This is a genomic window from Mycolicibacterium sphagni, from assembly GCF_002250655.1.
Taxonomy (GTDB): Bacteria; Actinomycetota; Actinomycetes; order Mycobacteriales; family Mycobacteriaceae; genus Mycobacterium; species Mycobacterium sphagni.
In genome coordinates this window covers 129,818-147,295 of sequence record NZ_NOZR01000009.1, presented here as the reverse complement: position 1 = coordinate 147,295, position 17,478 = coordinate 129,818, and the positions used below count along the sequence as shown (strand labels likewise).

15 protein-coding genes are annotated in these 17,478 nt (G+C 66.7%); 8 read left to right on the top strand and 7 right to left on the bottom strand.

Annotated features, from left to right (window positions below):
• Positions 1-641: 641 nt before the first annotated feature.
• Positions 642-1,343: an envelope biogenesis lipoprotein LpqN gene (gene lpqN, locus CG716_RS13000; protein ID WP_094480103.1), complete on the bottom strand. Its 702-nt coding sequence runs from the start codon at positions 1,341-1,343 to the stop codon at positions 642-644.
• 186 nt (positions 1,344-1,529) lie between these two features.
• Between lpqN and CG716_RS12995 the strand changes: the two genes are divergently transcribed.
• Positions 1,530-2,006, top strand: a complete 477-nt coding sequence (locus tag CG716_RS12995) for a TspO/MBR family protein (protein ID WP_094480101.1) — start codon at positions 1,530-1,532, stop codon at positions 2,004-2,006.
• Here CG716_RS12995 and CG716_RS12990 read toward each other — a convergent pair.
• Positions 2,003-2,965, bottom strand: coding sequence for a bile salt hydrolase (locus CG716_RS12990; RefSeq protein ID WP_094480262.1), 963 nt, complete (start codon positions 2,963-2,965; stop codon positions 2,003-2,005). The genes CG716_RS12995 and CG716_RS12990 overlap by 4 nt on opposite strands.
• Before the next feature lie 63 nt (positions 2,966-3,028).
• Here CG716_RS12990 and CG716_RS12985 point away from each other — a divergent pair, with 63 nt between their 5' ends.
• Both CG716_RS12985 and CG716_RS12980 read left to right on the top strand, forming a co-directional pair.
• Entirely contained in the window at positions 3,029-3,703 is a 675-nt protein-coding gene (locus CG716_RS12985) for a DUF5642 family protein (protein ID WP_094480099.1), read from the top strand.
• A 19-nt stretch (positions 3,704-3,722) separates the two neighbouring features.
• Complete coding sequence (locus CG716_RS12980) at positions 3,723-4,382, top strand: DUF5642 family protein (RefSeq protein ID WP_094480097.1); 660 nt, start codon at positions 3,723-3,725, stop codon at positions 4,380-4,382.
• A 2-nt stretch (positions 4,383-4,384) separates the two neighbouring features.
• Here CG716_RS12980 and CG716_RS12975 read toward each other — a convergent pair whose 3' ends face one another.
• Complete coding sequence (locus CG716_RS12975; protein WP_207760666.1) at positions 4,385-4,981, bottom strand: alpha-ketoglutarate-dependent dioxygenase AlkB; 597 nt, start codon at positions 4,979-4,981, stop codon at positions 4,385-4,387.
• A 40-nt stretch (positions 4,982-5,021) separates the two neighbouring features.
• On the bottom strand, positions 5,022-5,453 hold the full coding sequence (gene soxR, locus CG716_RS12970; RefSeq protein WP_094480093.1) for a redox-sensitive transcriptional activator SoxR: 432 nt from the start codon (positions 5,451-5,453) through the stop codon (positions 5,022-5,024).
• Between the two features lie 47 nt (positions 5,454-5,500).
• On the opposite strand from soxR, the gene arcA reads away from it, so the two are divergent.
• From arcA to CG716_RS12950, 4 genes are read left to right on the top strand one after another with little or no spacing between them, the layout of a single operon-like run.
• Positions 5,501-6,709 carry an arginine deiminase gene (gene arcA, locus CG716_RS12965; protein WP_094480091.1) on the top strand — a complete coding sequence of 403 codons (1,209 nt, stop codon included), beginning with the start codon at positions 5,501-5,503 and terminating at the stop codon, positions 6,707-6,709.
• Positions 6,706-8,157: an aldehyde dehydrogenase gene (locus tag CG716_RS12960; RefSeq protein ID WP_234817830.1), complete on the top strand. Its 1,452-nt coding sequence runs from the start codon at positions 6,706-6,708 to the stop codon at positions 8,155-8,157. The genes arcA and CG716_RS12960 overlap by 4 nt, the downstream gene beginning before the upstream one ends.
• A gap of 10 nt (positions 8,158-8,167) precedes the next feature.
• Positions 8,168-9,913, top strand: coding sequence for a flavin-containing monooxygenase (locus CG716_RS12955; protein WP_094480087.1), 1,746 nt, complete (start codon positions 8,168-8,170; stop codon positions 9,911-9,913).
• Complete coding sequence (locus tag CG716_RS12950) at positions 9,910-11,478, top strand: flavin-containing monooxygenase (RefSeq protein ID WP_094480085.1); 1,569 nt, start codon at positions 9,910-9,912, stop codon at positions 11,476-11,478. The genes CG716_RS12955 and CG716_RS12950 overlap by 4 nt, the downstream gene beginning before the upstream one ends.
• Here CG716_RS12950 and CG716_RS12945 read toward each other — a convergent pair.
• Both CG716_RS12945 and CG716_RS12940 read right to left on the bottom strand, forming a co-directional pair.
• Entirely contained in the window at positions 11,418-13,715 is a 2,298-nt protein-coding gene (locus tag CG716_RS12945; RefSeq protein WP_094480083.1) for a CaiB/BaiF CoA-transferase family protein, read from the bottom strand. The two genes, CG716_RS12950 and CG716_RS12945, sit on opposite strands and share 61 nt — an antisense overlap.
• 5 nt (positions 13,716-13,720) lie before the next feature.
• Complete coding sequence (locus tag CG716_RS12940; protein ID WP_094480081.1) at positions 13,721-14,860, bottom strand: Zn-dependent alcohol dehydrogenase; 1,140 nt, start codon at positions 14,858-14,860, stop codon at positions 13,721-13,723.
• 90 nt (positions 14,861-14,950) lie between these two features.
• Between CG716_RS12940 and CG716_RS12935 the strand changes: the two genes are divergently transcribed.
• Positions 14,951-15,880, top strand: a complete 930-nt coding sequence (locus CG716_RS12935) for an LLM class F420-dependent oxidoreductase (RefSeq protein ID WP_094480079.1) — start codon at positions 14,951-14,953, stop codon at positions 15,878-15,880.
• Here the strand turns inward: CG716_RS12935 and CG716_RS12930 are convergent.
• The gene (locus CG716_RS12930; protein WP_094480077.1) at positions 15,877-17,427 is read right to left on the bottom strand and encodes a dolichyl-phosphate-mannose--protein mannosyltransferase; all 1,551 of its coding nucleotides are present in this window, start codon (positions 17,425-17,427) and stop codon (positions 15,877-15,879) included. The two genes, CG716_RS12935 and CG716_RS12930, sit on opposite strands and share 4 nt — an antisense overlap.
• Positions 17,428-17,478 lie beyond the last annotated feature (51 nt).

The following is a 17,478-nucleotide window of genomic DNA, read 5'->3' as shown; positions in this document are numbered from 1 at the left end:
ACTGGCAAAAATTGGGCTTACGTGTCACACCTGGCGGTCAGGGCGTGACTTGATCTGCCGCTCAGCCTTTGGCTGCACACGCTGGTCGTCCCTCGATTTGCAGTGATCGCATCCATCGATGACCCAATGTCCGAGGCGCAGAACGCAAGGGCACGTATCGCAGTCGATGTGCAAATGACCACACAAGTGGCATGTCGTTAGAAGTTCATCGAACAGCTCGGGCATGTCGCCCCCCATCGGCTGACCACGCTTGTTCACTTCATGATCGCACCTCGCTCGGCTGGCCGCTAGAGCCTTGGGGCACTGGGCGTTGGACGTGCCGCCAGGAGATCTATCGAGATGGCGATGCCGACCTAGCGAACTCGTTAGCTGCTCGTAGTGTCCCAGATGGCACAGTAAGTGAGTCTAACGAGCCGCTGGACGTGGCAGTCGACACCAACGGCGGCGAGGAGACCCTCGGCGAGGTGGTCGACGAGCAAGACGAATGATCCTGCGAGCAGCCAGAATTCGGTGGCCAGTCGCGCCGGTCCGAGTCGCCGCTAGTGTCGTACTTCCACAAGCGAATCGGGGAGAACGGCACAAAGAAAGCTCGGCTGCCGACGGGCGTACGAACGCACGTCGGCAGCCGGGGACTACACAGATCAGGGCGTGATCGTGGTCTTCTGGTCGATGACGTTGGTGGCGTCCATCAGCGGGCCTTCCTGGCCGTCGAGCGCATCGGCATTCATCTGCAGGACGTACAGGCCGTCCTTACCGGGAATCACCACCGTCTTCTGGGCGATGATCCGCTTCTTGCCGTCCTTCATGTAGTTGCCACCGAGCTGAACCGCGTCAAAACCGCTCAGTGTGCTCTTGTTGGGGTCGCCGAGAGGCTGCCAGCCGGGCAGGTTCGCCAGCTCGCCCGGCGCAAACTGCAGGATCTTCTGAGGGTCAACGTTGCCGGTCAGCTTCGAGACGATCGCGATGATGCTCGGCGGGTCAGTAGGATCCTGGGGTTCGTCGAAGACGATCGCCCCGTAGGCCCAGTCGGGCGTCTGGCCCCCGGCATCCTTCCACCCCTGCGGCATCGCCAGATCGATGTTGGGTGAGCCGGGATCGCCGCGTTTGACCGGCGTCTCGGTGATCTGGTTCTGCTTCAGGTAGTCCTGAATGGTCTGATTCGTGCCGGCCGCCGGGCTCGGGCTTGCCGATGTCTCAGCGCTTTTCGACGTGGACGTCGCGGTGGACGTCGAGGTCGACGTGGACGTGTTGGTATCGGTCTTGCTGTCCGAGCCGCAGCCGACGAGCGCGAAACTCAACGAAACAGCGGCCAGACCCGCCGCCACCGCCGTCATCTTGTTCATCGAACGACTTCTCCTTTTGTCGGGGCGCACTTCTGTCAGCGACCAACTGAATTCGATTCAGCAGCTTAATGGGATCCACAGCTAATTCCGAGTGAATGTTTGAAGCGTCCACTATTGCCACGCCGAGGGAACGGGACACGGGGCGGCCAGAAGTAGGCGCTGCGCCGCACGTGTACTTTGGCGGTCATGGGCAAGTCGATCGTCGCAACGTCGTTGGCCACAGCCGCAGCAGCCGTGGTCGGTAGCATCGCCAGCCGTCAGGGGGTCGAAACCTGGTATCCCACACTGCGCAAGCCGCCTTACGTTCCGCCGAACGCGGTGTTTCCGGTGGCGTGGACGACGCTGTATGTCGATATCGCCGTAACGTCGGCCGCGACCGTCGAGAAATTTCGTAACGAAGGCGACGAGGCCAAAGCTCGCAGCTACTTCGGCGCGCTGGGTGTCAACCTCGTGCTCAATGCGGGGTGGAGCTGGCTCTTCTTCAAGCAGCACAAGCTCGGGCCGTCGGCGGTCCTTGCGGGCGCACTTGCTGTCAGCAGCGCCGACCTGGCACGCCGCGCCGCCGGTGCCGACCCGAAGTTCGGTGCCGCGCTGGCGCCTTACCCGCTGTGGTGCTCGTTCGCGACGCTGATGTCCACCGACATCTGGCGCCTCAACCGCTAGAACGGCAACTCTCGCGGTGTGAAGCGGTCGGTGACGTCGCCGACCAGTGAGTAGTCATACGGATCGACCACGACCGGTCCGTCGTCCAGCTTCAACCGATCCATCTCGATCCAGACCACATTCGGGCTCGTGCTCAGCTCGAAGAAGTACATCCGGTTGGTCAGGTCGGTCACCGTCCGGTATTCGGTGTTGTAGACGCCGAAGTTGGCGTAAGGCGCACCGAACGGAACCGACACGTTGCGCATGATCGCCATCACGCCCGCGATCGCCTCACGCTGTGAACCGGGTGCGGGCAACAGCGCCGAGTAGTAGGCCGCCCGTTGGAAGCGATCGACCGGATTGACGTTGCCGGGCAGCGGCATATCGCGGCTGGGATGTGAGAAGTCTTGCAGAGAAAGCAGTTTCAACTGCTCGTCGTAGGTCGGATCGTTCGTCATCAAAGTGTATTGGGCGCCGTGGTGGATCACCGGCTCGGCCCCGCCGAACTCGATGATCGCCGAGTCGCCGCCGGCGTCCTCGAGGGCGAGATGCAGGTTGGCGTCTCGTCCGTGAGCGGAGATCTTGAGCACCTGAATCTCGTCCATCAACCGCAGCGCCTCGGCGACCGTGTCCGCCTGATCCAGCAGGTACTGCAACCACAGTCCGGCCTGTACTCCGGGTTTGGCCGGGTCGCGTGGGCCGAAGTCAGTCGACTCCAGATACAGTCCGTGGCCGGCCAGGCCCGCCTCGTTCAGGCCGTCGACGGTGCCGAGCCCGTAGATCGTGGTAACCAGGCTTGCGTATTGACTGGTCCAGCGCAGCGGATTCGGATCGGACACCAAGCCGGCCGGGTTGCTGCCGTCGCGGTCACGGCCGCGGGGAAACCCCACGATCACCGGCTGGGTCGACTCCGGCCAATCCATGGTCCGCCCGGTGAGAACGATGACATCGTTGGTATTCCACAGCACTCGAGTACACATGGCAGACAGCGTATGCCCGCGAGGCGCGCGCATCGGGCAATCAATCAGTGATATCAAGTCCCCGTGCGGCAGCTCATCGTCTGCCTGACGGCGCTCTGGCTGGCTGCGTGTGCAGCGCAGCCCAGTCCGGCGCCGTCGCCTTCGTCGTCGCCGAGCCTGTTGCCGAGGGGAGGTTCGGTCAATCCGGCCAACATCAAACGGATCCGAACCGCACTACCGGCCGGATACGAGATCGCTGACGTCTCGGGACCGGTGAGCGCCGCAGGCTTGTGGGGATTCGGATCCGGCTGGACGGCGGCACCCGCGCCGTGCGCCACGCTGGCCGACCCCGCCCCCGCCGATCCAGGTGCCCGCGGATACTCGGCGTCAGGGTCGGGCGGCACCGTCTACGTCATCGTCGCGGTGCCCGGTCAGGGCGCCCCGGACGACGGCCTGATCGGCGACTGCGCGCACTGGACGATGACCTTCGCGCACACGACGGGTGAGGTGACCCTGGCCCCCATGTCTGAGGCGCCCCATATCGACGGCGCCCAGACCGTCGCGATGACGGTCGCCACCCGCACTATCGTGGAATCCGGTACCGAGACCGATGGGAACGCCGTCACCGCGCAGGCTTACGTGGACAACCACGTCGTATCCGTCACTCTGATCACCGATCCCGGATCACCCCATCCGCCACTGGATTCGGCGGTCGTGGGCGACCTGCTGGTCACCACCGTGTCCGCGCTGCGCGATTGACCCGGGTACATTGGCCACGATGTTGAAACCCGGCGCGGTCATCGCAGTGCTGTGCGCCGGCCTGCTCGTCGCGTGTGGTTCGGGTGGATCGAACGAACCCACGGCCGACATCGGCAAGATAACGACACTGAAGTCCAGCTTCGGCCCCGACTTCCAGGTCTCCGATGTCGCCAAAACGGGCATCGACCAGAGGCTGCTCACCGGGCAGAAGCTGCCCGACGGGCTGACATTCGACCCGCCCGGCTGCGCGAAATTCGCCGCCGGACAACTCGTACCGACAGGCACCGAGGGCAACATGGCCGCCGTCTCCGCTCAGGGGGAGGGCAACCGGTTCATTGTGCTGGCCGTCGAGACCAATTCGCCACTGCCGGTGGTCGACCCAGGAGCGGACTGCAAGAAGGTCACCTTCAGCGGCGCAGGGATGCGCGGCATTGTCGAAACCGTCGACACACCGAAGATCGACGGCACCCAGACGATCGGTGTGCACCGAATCCTGCAGGCGACGATCAACAACCAGCAGCGCACCGGCGAGACCTACAACTACGCCGCCCACTTCGGCGTCTATCAGGTGATCGTCGCCGCCAACCCGCTGGTGGAACCCGACAAGCCGGTCGTGCCGGTGAACACCCAGCGGGCCCGCGATCTGCTGGTCGCCGGCGTCAACGCCATTCGTAGTTGAGCTCAGCGCACGTCGCGGGGGCGGAACTGAATGCTGATCCGCGGACCTTTGGGCCGTGCGGTTTTCGGAACGGCGTGCTCCCACGTGCGTTGGCACGAACCGCCCATCACCAGAAGGTCGCCGTGGTGTTGCGGGAGACGCAGCGACGGTCCGCCACCGCGAGGCCGCAGCGCGAACACCCGGGTGGCCCCGAGGCTCACGATGGCGACGATAGTGTCCTGGGTACTGCTGCGACCTATGGTGTCCCCGTGCCAGGCCACGCTGTCGGTGCCGTCGCGGTACAGGCACAGGCCCGCGGTGGTGAAGGGTTCGCCGAGTTCGCCGCCGTAGATGTCGTTGAGGCGACGGCGCAGCTTGGTGATGACGGGATGCGGCGCTGCTTCAGTGGTCAGGTCGTGGAAGCTGACCAGGCGGGGGACGTCGAGGACGCGGTCGTACATCTGCCGCCGTTCGGCACGCCACGGGATCTCGTCGACCAGGCCTTCAAACAGCGCGTCGGCATCCTCGACCCAGGCCGAGCGCAGGTCGATCCAAGCGCCTGCGCCCAGGTTGCGGCGCTCGCTGTGCTCGAACAGCGCGCCTTGAACCGCCACAGACACGCATCCGAGGATATCGCACATCTGTTCGATACCCCATGATCTACAGCCGAGACGCTCCGGGGCCCTGGCCGGCGAGCACGTCTTCGGGGTTCGACAGCGCGCAGCTGCGCAGGCTCAGGCAGCCACAGCCGATGCAGTCGGCGAGGTTGTCGCGCAACCGCTGTAGATGCAGGATCCGCTCGTCGAGGTCCTCGCGCCAGCCCGCCGACAGCCGTGCCCAATCCCGGCTCGTCGGCACGCGGTCGGTGGGCAGCGACGCCAGCGCCTCCCTGACCCGCGCCAGGGGTATGCCGAGGCGCTGGGACATCCGGATGAAGGCCACCCGGCGCAGGGTGTCGCGGGCGTAGCGGCGCTGGTTGCCGGAGGTCCGGCGGCTGCTGATCAGACCTTGGCGTTCGTAGAAGTGCAGGGCCGAGATCGCAACGCCGGCCCGCAGGGCGAGCTCGCCGGGCGTCAATTCCTGCTCGGTCACATCTCAACGATAGTTGAGCTGGCTGACCTGTTGTTACGGTGCTAAACGTGACTGCCACCGTGCTGGGCGCCAACTCAGAGGTCGGGACGCTGCGGGTCGTGATCCTGCACCGGCCCGGAGCCGAGCTGCAGCGGCTCACCCCCCGCAACAACGACAAACTGCTCTTCGACGGCCTGCCGTGGGTGTCTCGAGCCCAGCAGGAGCACGATGCGTTCGCCGATCTGCTGCGGTCGCGGGGTGTGGAAGTCTTGCTACTGGCCGAGTTGCTGACCGAAGCGCTGAACAGCGGAGCCGCGCGGATACAAGGGATTTCCGCGGCCGTGGATGCCCGGCGTCTGGGACTGCCCCTGGCGCAAGAACTCTCGGCCTATCTGCGCAGCTTGGAGCCCGCGGCGCTGGCGCACGTGCTGACCGCGGGGATGACCTTCACCGAGTTGCCGTCCAGCGCGAATGCCGACACGTCGCTGGTGCGGCGCATGCACCACGGTGGCGACTTCGTCATCGAGCCGCTGCCCAATCTGCTGTTCACCCGCGACTCGTCGTTCTGGATCGGCCCGCGGGTGGCGATCACCTCGCTGGCGCTGCCGGCCCGGATCCGCGAAACCTCGCTGACCGACCTGATCTACGCCCACCACCCGCGGTTCCTCGGTGTCCGCCGCGCCTACGAGTCCCACACCGCGCCGGTAGAAGGCGGTGACGTGCTGCTGCTCTCGCCCGGTGTGGTGGCCGTCGGCGTGGGGGAACGCACCACACCGGCAGGTGCGGAAGCGTTGGCGCGCAGCCTGTTCGACGACGGGCTCGCCCACACCGTGCTGGCGGTCCCGATCGCGCAGGAGCGGGCTCAGATGCACCTGGACACCGTCTGCACGATGGTCGATGTCGACGCAGTGGTGATGTATCCCGCGATCAGCGACTCACTGTCGGCGTTCACCATCAAACGGACCCCCGACGGCGTGACGATCCTCGACGAGGCGCCATTCGTGAAGGCCGCCGCCGAGGCGATGGAGATCGAGCAGCTGCGGGTCATCGACACCGGGCTGGACCCGGTGACAGCCGAGCGTGAACAGTGGGACGACGGCAACAACACGCTGGCATTGGCGCCCGGCGTTGTCGTCGCCTATGAGCGCAACACCGAAACCAATGCCCGGCTGCAGGATTCGGGCATCGAGGTGTTGCCCATCGCCGCCTCGGAGCTCGGTACCGGGCGCGGCGGACCGCGGTGCATGTCGTGCCCGGTCGCCCGGGATCCGCTGTGACCGACCTGCTGATCGACGGCCATCTGGTCGCCGGAGGCTCTGGCACGTTCAGCACGATCAACCCGGCCACCGAAGAGCCGATCGGGTTGGCCGCCGACGCCGACGCCGCCGACATGGCCCGGGCGATCGGCGCGGCGCGATCAGCGTTCGACGACACCGACTGGTCGCGCGATGTCGCGCTGCGGGTGCACTGCCTGCGCCAGTTGCGGACGGCGCTGAACGCCGAGATAGAGGAACTGCGGGCGGTGACCGTCGCCGAGGTGGGCGCCCCGATCACGGGCACCCATGGCTCGCACCTACAGGGTCCGGTCAACGATCTCGCGTCTCCCGCCGATATCGCCGAAAATTATTCGTGGCGAACTGATCTGGGTCTGGCGTCCCCGATGGGGATCGCGACGCGGCGTGACTTGGTGCGTGAGCCCTACGGTGTCGTCGGCGCGATCACCCCGTTCAACTTCCCGCATCAGATCAACCTCGCCAAACTCGGGCCGGCGTTGGCCGCCGGCAACACCGTGGTGCTCAAGCCGGCCCCCGAGACGCCGTGGTGTGCCGCCCATGTCGGGCGAATCATCGCTGAGCACACCGACTTTCCACCTGGAGTTGTCAACATCGTTACCTCCAGCGACCCCCGGATCGGCGCGCGACTCTGCGAGGACGCCCGAGTCGACCTGGTGTCCTTCACCGGGTCCAGCACCACGGGTACGGCGGTGATGGCCGCCGCGGCGCCGACCATCACCAAGGTCTGCCTCGAGCTCGGCGGCAAGTCGGCCTTCGTCGTCCTCGACGACGCCGACCTGGCGCTGGCCTGCGGTGCGGCGGCAGTGGCCGTCTCCCGGCACGCCGGGCAGGGCTGCGCGTTCACCACCCGGCTGCTGGTGCCTCGTGACCGCTATGACGACGCCGTCGACGCCGCGGCCGCTGCGATGGCCGACATCCCGGTCGGCGACCCGACCGACCCTGCCACCGTGTGCGGGCCACTGATCTCGGCCCGCCAGCGGGACCGGGTCAAGGGCTACCTGGATCTCGCTGTGGCCGAGGGTGGATCGTTCGCCTGTGGCGGCGGCAGACCCGCCGGGCTGAGCCTGGGTTATTTCATCGCACCGACGGTGATTCGCGGGCTGGACAATTCGGCACGGGTGGCCCGCGAGGAGATCTTCGGCCCGGTGCTGGTGGTGGTGGCCCATGACGGCGACGACGATGCGATCCGCATCGCCAACGACTCGCCGTACGGCCTGTCGGCGGCGGTATGGAGTGCGGACTCGGATCGTGCGGAGGCCGTGGCGGCACGGCTGCGGACCGGCACGGTCAGTGTGAATGGGGGAGTGTGGTACTCCGCCGACGTGCCGTTCGGCGGCTACAAACAGTCCGGCAACGGGCGCGAGATGGGGCTGGCGGGTTTCGAGGAATACCTCGAGACCAAGGTGATCGCCATCGCGGTAGACCTATAGTGCGGACAACGTGACCGGCCTGCCCTTCGATCCCGATGCGCTGCGCGCTCGCTACGCACACGAGCGTGAGATCCGGCTGCGCCCCGACGGGATCGCGCAGTACGTCGAGGTGGCGGGTGATTTCGCGGGATTCGCACGCGATCCCTGGTCGGGTGAACCGGCCGACCGCGAGCCGCTGACCGACGAGGTGGACGTCGCGATCGTCGGGGCCGGATTCGGTGGCCTGCTGACCGGGGCACGCCTGCGCGAACTCGGCGTCGACGGGATCCGGCTGATCGACAAGGCCGCCGACGTCGGCGGCACCTGGTACTGGAACCGCTACCCCGGCATCGCCTGCGATGTGGAGTCCTACGTCTACCTGCCACTGCTGGAAGAGACCGGCTACGTACCGACCGAGAAATATGCCAAGGGCCCGGAGATCTTCGCGCACTGCCAGCGTATCGCCGAGCATTACGACCTGTATCGAGATGCCTGCCTGCACACCGATGTCCGGCAGATCCGGTGGGACGAACAGCTCTCGCGTTGGATCGTGCACACCGACCGCGGCGACGCGATCCGCGCCCGCTTCGTCTCGATGGCCAACGGCTATCTGCAGAAGCCGAAGCTGCCCGGCATCCCAGGCATCGAGTCGTTCGCCGGGCACACCTTCCACACCAGCCGGTGGGATTACGACTACACGGGTAAAGACCTGGAACTGCTGGCGGACAAGCGAATCGGCATCGTCGGCACCGGTGCGACGGCCGTACAGTGCGTACCGCACCTGGCGCGGGCGGTGCGGCACCTGTCGGTGTTCCAGCGCACGCCGTCCTCGGTCGACGTCCGCAACAACCAGCCGACCGATCCGCAGTGGGTGGCCGGCCTGACGCCCGGCTGGCAACGCCGCCGGATCGAGAACTTCCAGCAGCTCACCGCCGGCGGCGAGGCTGACGAGGATCTGGTCGCCGACGCCTGGACCTCGATCACCAAGACGCTGCTGGTGATGAGGGACGGCGAGCTGGCCGACTTCGCGAAGATGGAAGAGGTCCGCGCCCGGGTGGACGCGACGGTCACCGATCGTGGCACCGCCGAGGCACTCAAACCCTGGTACGGCTACTTCTGCAAGCGGCCGTGCTTCCACGACGACTACCTGGCAACGTTCAACCGGCCCAACGTGACTCTGGTGGACACGCACGGGCAAGGCGTGCAGTGCATCACCGAACGCGGTGTCGTGGTCGACGGCGTCGAGCATCTGCTCGACTGCCTGATCTTCGCGACGGGTTTCGAAGTGGGCACCGAGTACTCTCGGCGCACCGGCTTCGAAATCCTCGGCGCCGACGGGCGCACCCTGACCGACAAGTGGCGCGACGGTATCCGGACGCTGCACGGGTTACTCGTGACGGGCTTTCCCAACCTGTTCGTCGAAAGCATTGCGCAGTCGGGGTTTACGGTGAACTTCCCGTACCTGCTCGACGTCCAGGCCTCGCATGTCGCCTGGATCATCGCCGAGGCACTCGCGCGTGACGTCACCCGGCTGGAACCGACCACCGGCGCCGAGGACGGCTGGGTCGAGATCGTGGTGGGCAGATCGGCGGGAACCGCTGAGCGCGCCCGGTCCTGCACGCCCGGCTATTACAACCGCGAGGGGCAGGCCAACGCTACAACGCGGCAGGGCAGCTTCTTCTACGGCACACCAACCGAATACGCCGACATCCTGGCGGCGTGGCGAACTGATGGCACGCTCGCGGGGCTCGACATCGCTGACGGCGGTCGTGGATGACCAAGCGCTACCTGGCGGGGCGTTTGCGGGTGGCCCTTCGGCGGCGTCACTCACCACGCGTGGCGATCATCGGCGCCGGGTTCGGCGGCCTGGCTGCCGCCGTGGCATTGCGGCGCATCGGTGTCGACGACCTGGTGATCATCGAACGCTGCGACGGCGTGGGCGGAACCTGGCGGCTGAACACTTATCCCGGTGCGGCGTGCGATATCCAGAGCCACCTGTATTCGTTCTCGTTCGCCCCGAACCGAAACTGGAGCCGTACCTACGCCCGCCAGCCGGAGATCCTGGAGTATCTGGAGACGGTGGCCAAGGATTTCGATCTGGACCGTCATTTGCTCACTGGGACCGCGGTGCGGAGCATGCAGTGGAATGCGAGCACGTCGCAATGGGATCTCGACCTCGAATCGGTCTCCACCGGAGGGGTTTTCGGGTTCTCCGCCGATGTCGTGGTCAGCGCGGTGGGCTTGTTCGGCGAGCCGAAGCTGCCCGACATCGACGGCCTGTCCGACTTCGGCGGGTCTATCATGCACACCTCGCGGTGGGACCCCCGCGCCGACCTCAGCGGTTGCCGGGTGGCGGTGATCGGCACGGGAGCCAGTGCCGTGCAGATCGTTCCGGAACTGGCGAAGGTCGCCACCGAGGTGACCGTCTTCCAGCGCACGCCGCCATGGATGGTGCCCAAGGACGACCGTGCGTTCAGCGCCGAGGAACTCGGCCGGTTCCGTCGCAGCCCGCTCGCCGCGCGTCGCGAGCGATGGCGGCTGTGGAAAGAGCAGCACGACAACACGGCATTGCGGATCGACGACCCGCTGGTCGCCGGGCGGCAGGGCATCGCGGAGAAATTTCTACACCGCACTGTCGCCGACGAACGGCTGCGCGAGGCCTTGACTCCGGACTATCCGTTCCGCTGTAAGCGGGTGCTGCTGGGCGGCGACTACTACGCCGCGCTGCAGCGAGACAACGTATCGCTGGTGACCGAGCCGATCGAGAAGATCACCGAGGCGGGCGTGTGTACGCCCGCCTCGGCGACCGATGTCGACGCCATTGTGCTGGCCACCGGATTCCAGACCAACCACTACCTATCGGGCATAGAGGTGATCGGGGTCGACGGCCAGTCACTACATGAGCGGTGGGGTGAAGACCCGAGTGCCTATCTCGGCGTGGCCGTCAGCGGCTACCCGAATTTCCTGATGCTGTACGGACCCAACACCAACCAGGGCGGAAACTCGATCGTCTACATCTTGGAGGCCGGCGCCCGGCTGGTCGCCGACGCGGTCGGGCGGCTCATGCGCAGGGGCGGCACGCTGGAGGTACGACCCGACGCCGAGCGGCGGTTCAACGAGGAGATCTCCGCCGAACTCGAGCAGACGGTATGGACACAGTGCGGCAGCTACTTCCGGTCGCCGGGCGGGCGCATCGTCACGCAGTGGCCGTACAACGAGCTCGAGTACGCCAAGCGCACCTGGCGCCTAAAGCCACGCGACTGGATCCACCGGGCAGGCGATCACAATCCCAACGGCCAGGTTCCGATGACGTCGCCGTCGGCCAGCCGGTCCAACTCGTGATCCGTCAACCCCAGTGACCCGCCGAGGATTTCGGCGTTGTGCTGGCCCAACAGCGGAGCGGCACTGGTGACGAAATGCCCGGTGACCGGTGGCCGCGAGTAGGGCAGTGGGCCACACAGCGGGTGGTCGATCGGTTGGAAGAAGCCGCGGGCCCGCAGTGCGGGGTTGTCAATCACCTCGGGCGGCTGCACCACGGGTGCGGCCGGAATACCCGCCGTGAGCAGCGCGGTGACGGCCTCGTCGCGGGCCTGGTCTTTCAGCCAGCCGGCAAGGTGCCCGTCGATCACGTCGGCCTCCTCCGCGGTGTAGTCGACGCCGTGTGTCCACATTGGCTGCCCGAGAACAGCTTTGAGTGCCTGCCAGTCGCCGTCGTGGCGGACGCTGACGGCGATCCACTGGTCGTCGCCGGCGCAGGCGTAGACGTTCTGCACGGCGAACTCGTGCCCGCGGTTACCCTGGCGGGTCAGCAGCACACCGGCGGCGTCACGCTCGATGACCTGCAGGGCGCTGGCGTTGAGGACCACATCGATCATCGGCACCTCGATCAGCTGGCCCTGCCCGGTGCGGCGCCGATGCTCGAGGGCGGCGAGCGTGAGAAAGGCGGCGTGCACACCGGCCAGCGGATCGCACGCCCCGCGCGGCGCGGTGGGCAGGCCGTCGGGATATCCGGTGAGCCAGGCCAGCCCGGCGAGCTGCTCCATCGTCATCGCAAAGCCGACCCGGTCACGCCACGGCCCGTCGAGGCCGAATCCCGGCATCCGGACCTCGATGATCTGCTCGTTGAAACCGCGCAGCTGCTCGTCGCCCAGCCCGAAGTTCTCCATCACCCGCGGGGTAAAGTTCTCGATCACCACATCAGCCTCGGCGACCAGGCGGCCGAAAAGTGTTCTGCCGTCCTCGGATCCCAGGTCCAACGTCACAGACCGCTTGCCCGAGTTCACCCCGTGGAAAACCCAGCTGTACTCCCACCAGCGTTCGACGTCTTCGCGGAAGCCACCGGCGAAGCGCATCCCGTCCGGGCGCTGCACAGATTCGATCTTCACCACGTCGGCACCGAGCATCGCCAGCAGATGGGTAGCCGACGGGCCGGCCCAGAACGCCGTCAGGTCGACCACCCGGACCCCGTCGAGGGGCAGGCTCGACCGTGCGGGCTGCCGTTCCCGGAGCGGCCAGATGCCGACGACACCGGTGTCGCTCAGCGCGGGCGGCAGGGCGGGAGGCAGCGGTGGTGTGCGGCTCATCCGCCAGGGCGGACCCGGCGCCCGGAATCCGGCCGGGTGGTCGAGGAATGATCCCCGGGCGACGAAATGATCCATCTCGGAGAGGGTTTCGCCGTTCCCGATCGCCGTCATCGGGATCCTGAACAGAGCCGCCAGCTCGACGATCTCGGCGACGGTGTGGGTGGCGAAAAAGTCGGCGGTACGTGCTCGGATGAGATCCCGCTGTTCCCAGCGGCCTACCTGGAAGCGCAGTTCCGGGACGTCGGCCAGGTCGGGACATTCGACCATCGCGCAGAAGTCCTGCCACTGCTGAGCGGTGGCCATCGAGATGCCCACGTAGCCGTCTTGGGCCCGTTCGACCGAGGGTACTTCGGTGGTCCGCCCGAGAACCTCCAGGAGCATCAATTCCTTGCGCAGCCAAGAGAACACCTGCATGGAGGTGGTCATGGCTTCCAGGACGGACAGGTCGAACGAGCCGCCGCCGCGATAGGCGGCCAGGGCGAAGAACGCGGCGTAGCTGCCGGCGATGAACTCGCCCAGGTCGCCGCCGACGGCGATCGGCGGGCGGTCGGGTTCGCCGCGGGAGCCGGTCGATCCGCACCACGCCTGCAGGGTGAACTCGGTGGCGGGCAACTCGGTCCACGGCCCGGCCCAGCCGAAGTCGGACACCGTGATCACTTCGGCTGTGCAGCGGGCGATTTCGTCGCTGCCGAGGCCCAAGGCGGTGGCTTCGGCCGGCGTCGCTCCCAGGATTGCGACGTCGGCCCACTCCAGCAACTCGCGCGGAACGGTCGCGCTGGTGACACTGCGTTTGCCGCCGGCCAGGAACGAGAAGAACGGGCTGTCACCGGCAGACTCCTGCACACCGACGGGCCGGTAGCGTCGCAGCCGATGCCCGGGCGGCGGCTCGACCATCACCACATCGGCGCCCGCGTCACGCAGCAATTTGCCGCAGTAGGCGGTGGCGATCCGGTCGCCGATCTCGAGCACCCTGATACCCGATAGTGGAGATACCATGGGGCTCAGGCGATCCCGAAATCGATCACCCCGCGGACCAACTCGCCGCGCAGCAGGTCGTCAAATGCGGTGTTGATCTCGTCGAGGCGGTAGCGACGGGTGATCATCTCGTCGAGGTGAAGCTGTCCGGCGGTGTACATGCTTGCCAGCATTGGGATTTCGGAACGCGGATTGCACGACCCGAACACCGTGCCACAAAGGGTTTTGTTCATGAGCACCAGGTCCTGGATGTCCAGATGCATGGGCAGCGGGCCGGCCGGAGCCATCCCGGTCAGCACGCAGGTGCCCCCCTTGCGGGTCAGTGCGAGTGCGTCGCGCACGTCGTCGCCGGTGATGTCGGAGGGGGAGACGACCACGCAGTCCGCCATCACCCCGCGGGTGAGGTCCCGGACGAGGTCGGTGGCGTCGGCGGCCCACACCGCCGTATGGGTGGCACCGAAATCGGATGCCGACTTGCGTTTGTTCTCAAGGGGATCCACGGCGACGATCGTCGTCGCGCCGTTGATCCGGGCGCCCTGGATCGCGGCGGTTCCGATGCCGCCGGCACCGATCACGACGACCGTGTCGCCGCCGCGCACATTGCCGCGATGGACCGCCGAGCCGTAGCCCGTCGGGACCGCGCACGACAGCAACGCCGCAGGCACCATCGGGATGTCAGGGTCGATCTTCACCAGCGAATCGGCGGCGACCACGGTGTGTTCGGCGAAGGCGCCGATCTTGGACGTGTGGCCCAGGTCGGCGCCGTCGAGAGTGTGATGGCGGAACGTTCCGTCGGTCGGCATGCCGGGGACCAACACCCCGGCGCCCTTGTCGCACAGGTACTCCATGCCCGACGAGCACCAGCGGCAATGGCCGCACACCGCGACGAACGACGTCACCACATGGTCGCCCTGGGCCAGCGCGGTGACGCCGGGCCCGACCTCGACCACCACGCCCGAGCCCTCGTGGCCACCGATCGTCGGTGGCCGGGTCTTGGGGGCGCCGGGCGGTGCCATGAAGTTGTTGCGGATGTGGTCGTCGGAATGGCAGAGGCCGGCGGCGGCCATCTGGATCAGCACCTCGCCGGTGCGCGGGGGGTCGAGCTCGAAGTCTTCGATCGACCAGGCGTCGCCCGCCTGACGGACGATGGCGGCGCGGCTTCTCATGGCCCCGACCTTACGGGTCGCAGATATTCCTCAGTTCGCGGAGAGTGAAACGGGGCGCACGCCCCGGTTAATCGCGCTTAGGTTGACCTCGTGGCAATCAAACTTGGACTTCAGATCCCGAACTTTTCCTACGGCACCGGCGTCCCGGAGCTGTTCCCGACGGTTATCGCGCAGGCTCAGGAGGCCGAGGCGGCGGGATTCGATTCGGTGTTCGTGATGGATCACTTCTATCAACTGCCCGGGCTGGGTGCGCCCGAGGAGCCGATGCTCGAGGCCTACACGGCGCTGGGTGCGTTGGCGACGGCGACCGAGCGGGTGCAGTTGGGCACGCTGGTCACCGGCAATTCCTATCGCAATCCGACGCTGCTGGCCAAGGCGATCACCACGCTGGACGTGGTCAGCCAGGGCCGGGCCATCCTGGGTATCGGGACCGGCTGGTTCGAGCTGGAGCACGACTCGCTGGGCTACGAGTTCGGCACGTTCACCGACCGGTTCAACAAGCTCGACGAGGCGCTGGCGATCATCCTGCCGATGCTGCGCGGCGAGCGCGTCAGCGTCGAGGGCACGTACTACCGCACCAACGAAGCCTTCGCCAATCCCCGTTTCCGCGACCACATCCCGCTGATGATCGGCGGCAGCGGAGAGAAGAAGACCATCCCGCTGGCCGCGCGCTACTTCGACCACCTCAACATCATCGCCGGGTTCGACGAACTACCCCGCAAGGTGCAGGTGGTCAAGGACCGCTGTGAGGAGATCGGCCGTGACCCAAGCACATTGGAGACGAGTGTGCTCGCTATCGCGCTGATCGACGAGAACGTCACCCCCGACATGATCCCGGACGACTTCAAGCAGCAGGCAGTGTTCGGCAGCCCGGATCAGATCGCCGACCAGATCAAGACGAAGGTGCTCGACGCAGGCGTCGACGGCGTCATCCTCAGCGCCGCCACAATCAACGGCTACAAGCCCGGTGGTGTCACGGCGGTCGCCGAGCTGCTGAAGCCGGTGCTCGGACTCGGCTAGCGCCAGCTGGGCAGCCAGATCTCCATGTTCCACGTCGCCTGGGAGATCGGGACGCCCGTCAGCACCGGATACAACCACGCGAAGTTGGTGATCACCAGCGCGACATAGCAGCTGACCACGATCAGCCCGAGCGTTCGTCGCTCGGCGTTCTGGTTGGGCGCGTGCAGGATGTCGCCGAGGATCAGCGCGATCGCCATCACCAGGAACGGCGCCAACGGCACGGCATAGAAGAAGTACATCTGCCGGTCGATGTCGGCGAACCAGGGCAGGAATCCCGCGCCGTAACCGGTGAGCACGACGCCATAGCGCCAGTCGCGACGGACGAACGCCCGCCACAGCGCGTAGATCAGGACGGGTACCGCCAGCCACCACATGGCGGGGGTGCCGACCAGCATCACGGCCTTGACGCACGAGGACGCGCCGCAGCCCGGCACGTTCTGGTTGTCGATGGCGTACAGCACCGGCCGCAACGACATCGGCCACGTCCACGGCTTGGACTCCCACGGATGATGGTTGCCGTTCGAGTTCGTCAACGTCGAGTGGAAGTGATACGCCTTGTACGTGTAGTGCCACAGCGACCGGATCGCGTCCGGCGGCTGAAACCACTCTCGCTCACCGATCGACTGTCCGACCTCGTAGCGGTTGACAGCCGTCTCCGAGGAGAACCACGGCGCATACGACGCCAAGTACACGCCGAACGGGATGAGGCCGAAGACGTAGGCGCTCGGCCCCAGATCCCGGCGGATCACCCCGAACCACGGCCTCGGTACCCGGTAGGCGCGGCGGGCGGCGATGTCGAACGCCAGCGACATCGCGCCGAAGAACACGATGTAGTACAGCCCGTTCCACTTCGTCGCCGTCGCCAGCCCCAGCAGCACGCCCGCCCCGAAGCGCCACCACCGCACGCCGAGCCGCGGACCCCACGGAGTCTCGGCGATACGGCCGTCCAGCAGGGCGTTGTGCATCCGCTCTCGAACTTGATCGCGATCGACGATCAGGGCACCGAACGCGGCGACGACGAAGAACACCTGGACGCCGTCCAGCAGTGCGGTGCGTGCGGCGACGAAGCTCACGCCGTCCGCGATCAGCAGCAGGCCGGCGATCGAGCCGACCAGCGTCGAGCGGGTGATCCGCCGCACGATGCGCACCACCAGCAGAACCACCACCACACCGAGTACCGCACTGGTGAATCGCCAACCGACGCCGTTGTAGCCGAACAGCGCCTCACCGAACGCGATCAGCTGCTTGCCCACCGGCGGGTGCACCACCAGCCCGAAGCCGGGGTTGTCCTCGACGCCGTAGTTGTGCAGCACCTGCCAGGCCTGCGGGGCGTAATGCTTCTCGTCGAAGATCGGGGTGCCGGCATCGGTAGGTGCGCCGAGGTTCATCAGCCTCGTCAGGGCGGCCAGGGCGGTGATGATCGCGGTGGCCACCCAGCCCTCGATGCGATCGACCGGGCCGAAGTCGGCGACCGGCACCAGCGGGCCGGGGCTGATGACGGGCGCATGACGCGGATGCGCGTCGAGGTCATCGGCTGTCGTGGTCATCGCCTGCGATCGTATTCTGTCTTCCGTGGAAACCCCGAGTCGCTACGCGCC

Excerpts from the sequence above, each read along its gene's own strand:
- lpqN (WP_094480103.1), bottom strand. The coding sequence starts at position 1,343 with ATGAACAAGATGACGGCGGTGGCGGCGGGTCTGGCCGCTGTTTCGTTG.
- CG716_RS12995 (WP_094480101.1), top strand. The coding sequence starts at position 1,530 with ATGGGCAAGTCGATCGTCGCAACGTCGTTGGCCACAGCCGCAGCAGCC.
- CG716_RS12990 (WP_094480262.1), bottom strand. The coding sequence starts at position 2,965 with ATGTGTACTCGAGTGCTGTGGAATACCAACGATGTCATCGTTCTCACC.
- CG716_RS12980 (WP_094480097.1), top strand. The coding sequence starts at position 3,723 with ATGTTGAAACCCGGCGCGGTCATCGCAGTGCTGTGCGCCGGCCTGCTC.
- CG716_RS12950 (WP_094480085.1), top strand. The coding sequence starts at position 9,910 with ATGACCAAGCGCTACCTGGCGGGGCGTTTGCGGGTGGCCCTTCGGCGG.
- CG716_RS12945 (WP_094480083.1), bottom strand. The coding sequence starts at position 13,715 with ATGGTATCTCCACTATCGGGTATCAGGGTGCTCGAGATCGGCGACCGG.
- CG716_RS12940 (WP_094480081.1), bottom strand. The coding sequence starts at position 14,860 with ATGAGAAGCCGCGCCGCCATCGTCCGTCAGGCGGGCGACGCCTGGTCG.
- CG716_RS12930 (WP_094480077.1), bottom strand. The coding sequence starts at position 17,427 with ATGACCACGACAGCCGATGACCTCGACGCGCATCCGCGTCATGCGCCC.